Source organism: Roseburia sp. 1XD42-69 (genome assembly GCF_003612565.1).
Taxonomy (GTDB): domain Bacteria; phylum Bacillota; class Clostridia; order Lachnospirales; family Lachnospiraceae; genus Roseburia_B.
Map to the genome: position 1 here is coordinate 44,267 of NZ_RAZG01000024.1, position 8,106 is coordinate 52,372.

An 8,106-nucleotide genomic window follows, 5' to 3' on the forward strand; every position below is an offset into this window, starting at 1 on the left:
TTACTTCCTCAATGCATCCTTTTCAATATCTCTGTGCTCAATTTTGATTCCGTACTCCCTGCTGTCACAGAGATGATGGTACAGCTCATTTGCCAGGGTTACGGAGCGGTGTTTCCCCCCGGTACAGCCGATACTTATCACAAGCTGGTTTTTCCCCTCTATTATGTAATTTGGAATTAGAAACTTCACCATTTCCGTGAGTTTTTCCAAAAATTCATGGGCTTCATTAAACTGCAGCACATAGTCCTGTATTTCTTTGTCATTGCCGCTTTTCGCCCGAAGCCCTTCCACATAGTAGGGATTGGGGAGAAAACGCACGTCAAAGACCAAATCGGAATCCGCAGGTATTCCGTATTTGAAACCAAAAGACAAAATGGTAATAAAAAGGCTTTTATAGTCCTGGTTTTTCACAAAAATCTTTTCCAGCTCCCCCCGAAGTTCCCTGGTTAAAAGCTGGCTGGTGTCAATGATATAATCTGCCCGTTTTCTTAAAAATCCAAGTTTTTCCCGCTCTAAAGCGATGCCTGCTTCCACCCTGGCTCCCCCTGCAAGGGGATGGTTTCTTCTTGTCTCTTTGTAGCGCTTTACCAGGACCGCATCCTCCGCATCCAGATACAAAATCTCCGGGGAATCCCCTTTTTTATAAAGCTTATCCAAAACCCCCCTTAACTCCGCAAAGGAATTGCCGCTGCGGATATCTACCCCAATGGCAAACTTTTGAATCTCGTCCGTACTTGTCTCTGAAAGTTCCACAAATTTCTCAATAAGGGGTATGGGCAGATTATCCACACAGTAAAACCCGATATCCTCCATCATCTTTAACGCCGTACTTTTTCCCGCCCCGGACATTCCGGTTAAGATTACCACTTTCATAAAAACTCTCCCACCAGTTTCACTTCTGTCTCCAACTCCACGCCAAAGCGCTCTTTTACCTTCTTTTGCACATGGGAAATCACAGCCAGCACATCCGCCGCACTTCCTCCTCGGTTAATTACAAATCCACAATGCTTTTCCGATACCTGGGCTCCCCCCACGGAGAAACCGGAAAGGCCGCAGTCCATAATAAGTTTTCCTGCAAAATACCCCTCCGGGCGCTTAAAGGTGCTCCCGGCGCTGGGATACTCTAACGGCTGCTTGCTGATTCGCTGCCGCTTCAGTTCTTCCATTTTTCTTTTGATTTCCTCTTTCTCCCCGGGAACAAGGACAAACTCTGCCTCCAAAACCACGTATCCTTTTTCCGACACCACGCTTTTTCGGTAGCCAAATTCCATTTCATCCGCCCCAAGCTCTATCATCTCTCCCTGGGGGGTGAGGACTTTCACTTTGGCAGCAACATCCTTCATCTCGCCGCCGTAAGCCCCGGCATTCATCACCATGGCCCCCCCCACAGAGCCTGGGATTCCCGCTGCAAACTCCATCCCGGTAAGGCCGTTTTGGCCGGCCTTTGATACCACGCTGCCAAGGATTGCCCCTGCCTGGGCCTTTATGGTTTTCCCGGAAACGGTAATCTCTTGCATGGCCTTTCCGATTTCAACCACCGCTCCCCGGATTCCCCCGTCCCCCACTAAAAGATTACTGCCGTTGCCGATAATGGTAATCTCTGTGTCCCGTTCCCTTAACAGGGCAATGAGAGGGGCAAGCTGCTCGTACCTTGGCAGGAGATACCAGTCCGCCGGCCCTCCCGTCTGAAAGGTGGTATGCCTTTTCATGGGCTCATTTCTCAAAATCTGATTTTCATCCAATATTTTTCTTAACTTATCCCACAACTTTTCCACCTGCATTATGCCTCTCTGAAAAATGCTTCATATCCCAAAAGCGCCTCGTACAAATCTACTTTGCTGATAATCTCCCAAGGTGCATGCATGCTTAACACTGCCACGCCGCAGTCAATTACCTGCATTCCGTAGTTTGCAAGAATATAAGCGATGGTTCCGCCGCCGCCCTGGTCCACTTTCCCCAGTTCTGATGTCTGGAACGTCACATTATTTTTATCTAAAATATGACGAAGTTCAGCCATATATTCTGCATTTGCATCGTTGGAGCCGCTTTTTCCCCTGGAACCGGTATATTTGTTAAATACCAGGCCCATACCGAAATATGCCGCATTCTTTTTCTCCATAGTCTCCGGATAATTGGAGTCAAAGGCTGCGCTTACATCAGATGAGAGCATTTTGGAATTCCGCATAGCCCGGCGCACTTTAATGCCGGAATACTCCCCGCTAAGCTCTAAAATCTCAGCCACTGCATCCTCAAAAAATCTGGAGTGCATACCGGTTGCCCCTACGCTTCCGATTTCTTCCTTATCTACCAAAAGGCACACACATGTCTTCTCCGGGTCTTTGGTATTTAAAATAGCCTGGAAAGAGGGGTAAGCACAAACCCTGTCGTCATGGCCGTATCCCATAATCATACTGCGGTCAAATCCGTAATCCCTTGCCGCCCCGGCAGGAACAGCCTCAATCTCCGCTGAGAGGAAATCCTCCTCTTTTATGCCGTACATTTTTTCCAGAATGGCAAGCATATTTGCTTTTACCAGATCTTTTGTCTTCTCCTTGTCCTCCCCGGCAAGTTCTGCCGGGATACTGCCGATAAGGATATCCATTTTTTCCCCTTCAATCACTTTAGACGCCTTTTTCTCCATCTGATCCCCGGAGAGATGCACCAGAAGGTCACTGATGCCAAATACCGGGTCTTCCGTTTTTTCCCCAATGGAAAAAGGAACCACGCTTCCGTCTTTTTTTGCAAAGACGCCGTGGAGGGCTAAGGGAAGGGTCACCCACTGGTATTTTTTCACCCCGCCGTAATAATGGGTGTCTAAAAGGGCCATCTGGGTGTCCTCGTACAAGGGCACCTGTTTGATATCAATTCTGGGGGAATCCACATGGGCTCCCAAAATATTCATCCCCTGCTCTAAGGGCTGTTTTCCCATAACAAACAAAGCGATGGATTTCCCCATCTGGTTATAATACACTTTGTCGCCGCTCTTTAAAACCGTTTTATTTTCAATTAATTCCTTTAAATCTTTAAATCCCGCAGCCCTTGCCCGCTCCACAAACTCTGTAACACATTCCCGCTCTGTCTTGCAGGATGAAATAAATTTGCGGTACTCTTCTGCAAAATCCAACACTTTTTCTCTGTTTCCTTCGGGATATTTTTCCCATGCATTTTTGTTTTCCATTTTATTCTCTTCTTTCTATATTTATTTTTTACTCTTCGTCCTCCGGTTTTGCAAGGTTGGCCTGAACCCTGCGGTACAGCTCCTGGGCCGCATTGTAACCCATCTTTTTCTGACGGTGGTTTACGGCAGCCGCCTCGCAGATAACCGCCAGGTTACGCCCCGGCCGGATGGGAAGAGAGTGGCAGACCACCTTATTTCCCAGAAATTCGATATATTCCTCCTCTAAGCCCAGCCTGTCATAATCGTTTTCTTTTTTCCAGTCCTCCATCTTGATAACCAAGTCAATGCTCTGTTTTTCCTTAACACACTCCACACCGAATAAGGTCTTGACATCCAAAATTCCAATCCCCCTTAATTCGATAAAGTACCTGGTCACATCCGGTGAAGTTCCAATCAGGGTGTTGTCATTTATCTTTCGGATTTCCACCACATCGTCTGTCACAAGGCGGTGTCCTCTTTTCACAAGCTCTAAGGCAGCCTCGCTTTTCCCGATTCCGCTCTCCCCCATTATCATAAGCCCCTCGCCGTAAACGTCCACCAGCACACCGTGAATAGTAATACAGGGCGCCAGGGCCTCCTTCAATGTATAGATGAGCTCTGCCATAAATTCGGAAGTTCCTCTGGATGTCCCGAATATAGGCACGTTATTCTTCAATGCTGCCTGCATAAAAGAATCATCCGGCTCAAATCCCCGGCAGAAAATCACGCAGGGAATATCAAAAGATAAAAACTTCTCGTACAAATCCTTCCGCTGCGCCTCTGACTGTTTCCGGAGATAGGCGTATTCCACCATCCCGATAAGCTGCACCCTGGATTGTTCAAAATGTTCGAAATATCCACTTAACTGAAGTGCAGGACGGTTTACATCCGCAAGTAAAATTCGGTGCTCCTTCAAATCTATGTCCGGGGTATAATTCATCAAATCCATTTTTTTTGCTATCTTTGCTACGCTTACTCCCTCCATACGGCTGCTCTCCTTTTTCTTCTTTTTTCAACTTTTTCCTGTTTCTGATACGCTTTAGAGTATACCATATTTTTCATTCGCCATCAACTGTATGAAAGTACTGATAGACAGCCTCCGCCGCCTGCATGTTCATGGAAGGCGTGGCGGCAAGCTCCTCTATCCCCGCATTCCGTATGGCGTCCAGAGAAGAATATCGCATCATAAGGGCTTTCCTTCTGGATGCCCCGATACCTGGGATGTCATCTAAAACAGAATGAACCTGGCCCTTGCTCCTTAGGGAACGGTGGTACTCAATGGCAAAGCGGTGGGCTTCGTCCTGAATTCTTGTAATCAGCTTAAACCCTTCGCTTCCCCTGTCTATAGGAATTTCCACATTATTAAAATACAGCCCCCTGGTGCGGTGGTTGTCGTCTTTTACCATGCCGCACACCGGAATGCTAAGATGCAGCTCGTCTAGCACCTGCAGGGCAATATTTACCTGTCCCCTTCCCCCGTCCATCATAATCAAGTCGGGAAATTTGGTGAAACTTCCGTATTTCTCCTCCAACTCTTTTTCTTTTAATGTTTCCCTTTCTTTCATACCGTGTTCAAAACGCCTGGTAAGCACTTCATGCATGGAGGCATAGTCGTCCGGCCCCTTTACGGTGCGCAGGCGGAATTTCCGGTAGTCGCTGCGGCAGGGTTTTCCCTTCTCGTAGACAACCATGGATCCCACAGACTGGAAGCCGCTGATATTTGAGATATCATAGGCTTCTACCCTTAAAATAGAAGGAAGATTTAATAATCCTGCAATCTCTTTCATAGCCCCTATGGTTCTGCCTTCCTCCCTCTTAATTTTCTCCTTGTCCTGGCTTAGCACAAGATGGGCGTTTTTCACCGCCAGCTCCACTAGCTTTTCTTTCTGTCCTCTCTGGGGAATCTTTATGTGGACTCTCTGCCCCCGTTTTTTAGAAAGCCACTCCTCCAAAACCTCTTTTTCCTCTACGGGCAGAGGCAGCATAATGGTTTTGGGAATCACAGGGGTGCCGCCGTAATACTGTTTGATAAAGACAGAAAGTATCTGGCTTCTCTTATCTTCCCCCGCCACCTTCACATAAAAGTGCTCCCTGCCGATAAGTTTTCCATCCCGGATAAAAAATACCTGCACCACTGCGTCTTCCCCGTCTTTGGAAACCCCGATGACATCCTTGTCCTCCCCGTCAGAATGGGTAATTTTCTGCTTCTGGGCAATCTGTTTCACACTGTTTAAAAGGTCACGGTATTCCATTGCCTTCTCATATTCCATCTCCTGGGAAGCGGCGTTCATTTTTTCCTCAAGCTCTTTCATCACCGGCTGGTATTCCCCGTTTAAAAACTTCACCGCCTGCTCCACCCTCTCTCTGTACTCTTCCTTTGAAATATATCCCTGGCAGGGGGCGCTGCACTGTTTAATATGGTAATTAAGACAGGGGCGCTGCTTTCCAATGTCTTTGGGCAGCACTCTGCTGCATGTCCTAAGTCCATATAACTTATTTAACAAATCAATAGAATCTTTCACCGCCCCGGCGCTGGTGTAGGGCCCGAAATACCTGGATTTGTCCTTTTTCATCAAACGGGAAAAAAGGACTCTTGGAAAGTCTTCCCCCAGAGTCACTTTTATATACGGATAGGTCTTGTCGTCCCGGAGCATGGTGTTGTATTTGGGACGGTGCTCTTTAATCAGGTTGCACTCAAGCACCAGGGCTTCCAGCTCGGAATCCGTGACAATATACTCAAAACGGACAATCTGCTTCACCATCTGGTTTTTTTTGATTCCCTCATTGTGGCTGGCCTGAAAATACTGATGCACCCTTTTTGTCAGGGAAACCGCCTTTCCGATATAAATTATGGTGTCATTTTTGTCATGCATAATATAAACTCCCGGCTGATCCGGGAGTTTTTTTAACTCATCTTCAATTACAAACATATAGCACTCTTTTCCTGTTTTTTCTGCTCTTCCTGCTCATCTTCAGGATCAGGAAGCCCTTTTAATTCCCGGAATATCTTCATAAACTCTTTGCCTGTAATCGTCTCGTGCTCATAGAGATAATCAGAAATCTTGTCTAATACTTCCCGGTTCTCCTTTAGCATTTTAACCGCTGCGGAATAACTGTCGCTTATAAGTTTTAAAACTTCTTTATCCACCTGGGCAGCCGTCTTTTCTGCGCAGTTCATGGCAGCCCTGCCGTCTAAGTACTGGCTCTCTACGGTCACCAGGTTCATCATTCCGAATTTATCCGACATACCAAACCGGGTAATCATGGATTTCGCCACATTAGTGGCCTGCTCAATGTCATTGGCGGCTCCGCTGGTAACTGTTTTAAACACAATCTCCTCCGCAGCACGGCCCCCCATAAAGGTAACGATTTTTGCCAAAAGCTCTTCCTTCGTCTCTAAATACTTTTCTTCCTCCGGGGTCTGTAAGGTATATCCCAAAGCTCCCATGGTCCTTGGGACAATGGTAATCTTCTGCACCGGCTCCGTGTTCTTCTGCAGAGCGGCAACCATGGCGTGGCCCACCTCGTGGTAAGCAACCATTCTCCGCTCTTTCTCGCTCATCACCCGGTTTTTCTTCTCTTTGCCTCCCACGGCCACAAGCTCAAAGGCCTCAAACAAGTCTGGCTGGTTTACAAATTTCCTGCCTTTTTTTACCGCATTGATAGCCGCCTCGTTTATCATATTGGCAAGGTCTGACCCCACCAGGCCGGCAGTGGCAAGGGCCAGGGCATTTAAATCCACGGATTCGTCCATGCGCACGTCCTTGGCATGTACCCGGAGGGTTTCCAGTCGGCCTTTCTGATCCGGCCTGTCCACGATAATACGCCTGTCAAAACGCCCCGGACGAAGCAGGGCTTTGTCCAAAACTTCCGGGCGGTTGGTAGCCGCTAATATCAAAAGCCCCTTGGAGGTGTCAAAACCGTCCATCTCCGCCAAAAGCTGGTTTAAGGTCTGCTCCCTCTCGTCGTTTCCCCCTCCGTAACGGGAGTCTCTGCTCTTTCCGATAGCGTCAATCTCGTCTATAAAGATAATACAGGGGGCCTGTTTCTGGGCCTCTTTAAACAAATCCCGGACACGAGAAGCTCCCACGCCCACAAACATTTCCACAAAATCAGAGCCTGCCAGGGAGAAAAAGGGAACTTTCGCCTCCCCTGCCACGGCTTTTGCAAGAAGGGTTTTACCTGTTCCCGGAGGTCCCACAAGAAGGGCGCCTTTGGGAAGTTTAGCGCCGATTTCCCGGTATTTCTGGGGATTGTGAAGAAAATCCACCACTTCCTGGAGGGACTCTTTTGCCTCGTCCTGTCCCGCCACGTCCTTAAAGGTAACCCCCGTACTCTTTTCCACATAGACTTTGGCAGTGGTTTTCCCCACTCCCATCATTCCGCCCCCTCCCATGCGCCGCATTAAAAATGCCATGAGAATCCAAACCAGGGCTAAAGGAATCACAAAACTTAATATATTGTAAATCCAGGTGGACGTGTTATCCGGTATGTAGCCGAATATCTCCACATTGTGCTTTTTTAAAAGGGGCATAAGCTCCGGATCATCCACCATACCTGTGTAATAGGTGATTTGGTACTGGGGAAGCCTTGCATTCTCCTTGTCCTTTTTCTGGGTAATATTAATCTGAGTACCTGTATATTTGATGCTTTCCACTTCCCCTGCCTCAACTTTTTCCAGAAACTCCGTGTAAGAAATCTCCTGGTTAAACTGCTGGCTGATGCGATTGGAAACAAGCGTCATAATAAACAGGGCAAACAGCGACACTATAATAAAGGTCATAATCATCTGACCGTTTTTATTGTTCCTGTTGTTCTGATTATTCTGTTCCTGATTATCCATAGTTTCCTCCGTGTAATAAAATTCTAAACAGTTTTATTATATGTGTTAAAGGCGTTAAAAGCAATAAGATGTTGGTGAACTTTTCTTGTTTTTTCTTAAGATTTTA

General features: G+C 47.2%; 6 protein-coding genes. All 6 read right to left on the reverse strand.

All coding sequences use genetic code 11. From position 1 onward, the window contains the following. The 6 genes from rapZ to ftsH all read right to left on the reverse strand — a co-directional run bounded on the left by rapZ (position 1) and on the right by ftsH (position 8,000). Positions 1-873, reverse strand: a complete 873-nt coding sequence (gene rapZ / locus D7Y06_RS12950) for an RNase adapter RapZ (protein WP_120408209.1) — start codon at positions 871-873, stop codon at positions 1-3. Continuing rightward, complete coding sequence (gene murB, locus D7Y06_RS12955) at positions 870-1,781, reverse strand: UDP-N-acetylmuramate dehydrogenase (protein ID WP_120408210.1); 912 nt, start codon at positions 1,779-1,781, stop codon at positions 870-872. The genes rapZ and murB overlap by 4 nt, the downstream gene beginning before the upstream one ends. Next, on the reverse strand, positions 1,781-3,178 hold the full coding sequence (locus D7Y06_RS12960) for an aminopeptidase (RefSeq protein ID WP_120408211.1): 1,398 nt from the start codon (positions 3,176-3,178) through the stop codon (positions 1,781-1,783). The genes murB and D7Y06_RS12960 overlap by 1 nt, the downstream gene beginning before the upstream one ends. A gap of 28 nt (positions 3,179-3,206) precedes the next feature. Beyond that, complete coding sequence (gene hprK, locus D7Y06_RS12965) at positions 3,207-4,142, reverse strand: HPr(Ser) kinase/phosphatase (RefSeq protein ID WP_120408212.1); 936 nt, start codon at positions 4,140-4,142, stop codon at positions 3,207-3,209. A gap of 73 nt (positions 4,143-4,215) precedes the next feature. Next, the gene (gene uvrC / locus D7Y06_RS12970; protein WP_120408213.1) at positions 4,216-6,087 is read right to left on the reverse strand and encodes an excinuclease ABC subunit UvrC; all 1,872 of its coding nucleotides are present in this window, start codon (positions 6,085-6,087) and stop codon (positions 4,216-4,218) included. Beyond that, positions 6,078-8,000 carry an ATP-dependent zinc metalloprotease FtsH gene (gene ftsH / locus D7Y06_RS12975; RefSeq protein WP_120408214.1) on the reverse strand — a complete coding sequence of 641 codons (1,923 nt, stop codon included), beginning with the start codon at positions 7,998-8,000 and terminating at the stop codon, positions 6,078-6,080. Before ftsH ends, uvrC begins: the two co-directional genes overlap by 10 nt. Positions 8,001-8,106 lie beyond the last annotated feature (106 nt).

Coding starts and splice junctions, on each gene's coding strand:
- rapZ (WP_120408209.1), bottom strand. CDS start 873: ATGAAAGTGGTAATCTTAACCGGAATGTCCGGGGCGGGAAAAAGTACG.
- murB (WP_120408210.1), bottom strand. CDS start 1,781: ATGCAGGTGGAAAAGTTGTGGGATAAGTTAAGAAAAATATTGGATGAA.
- D7Y06_RS12960 (WP_120408211.1), bottom strand. CDS start 3,178: ATGGAAAACAAAAATGCATGGGAAAAATATCCCGAAGGAAACAGAGAA.
- hprK (WP_120408212.1), bottom strand. CDS start 4,142: ATGGAGGGAGTAAGCGTAGCAAAGATAGCAAAAAAAATGGATTTGATG.
- uvrC (WP_120408213.1), bottom strand. CDS start 6,087: ATGTTTGTAATTGAAGATGAGTTAAAAAAACTCCCGGATCAGCCGGGA.
- ftsH (WP_120408214.1), bottom strand. CDS start 8,000: ATGGATAATCAGGAACAGAATAATCAGAACAACAGGAACAATAAAAAC.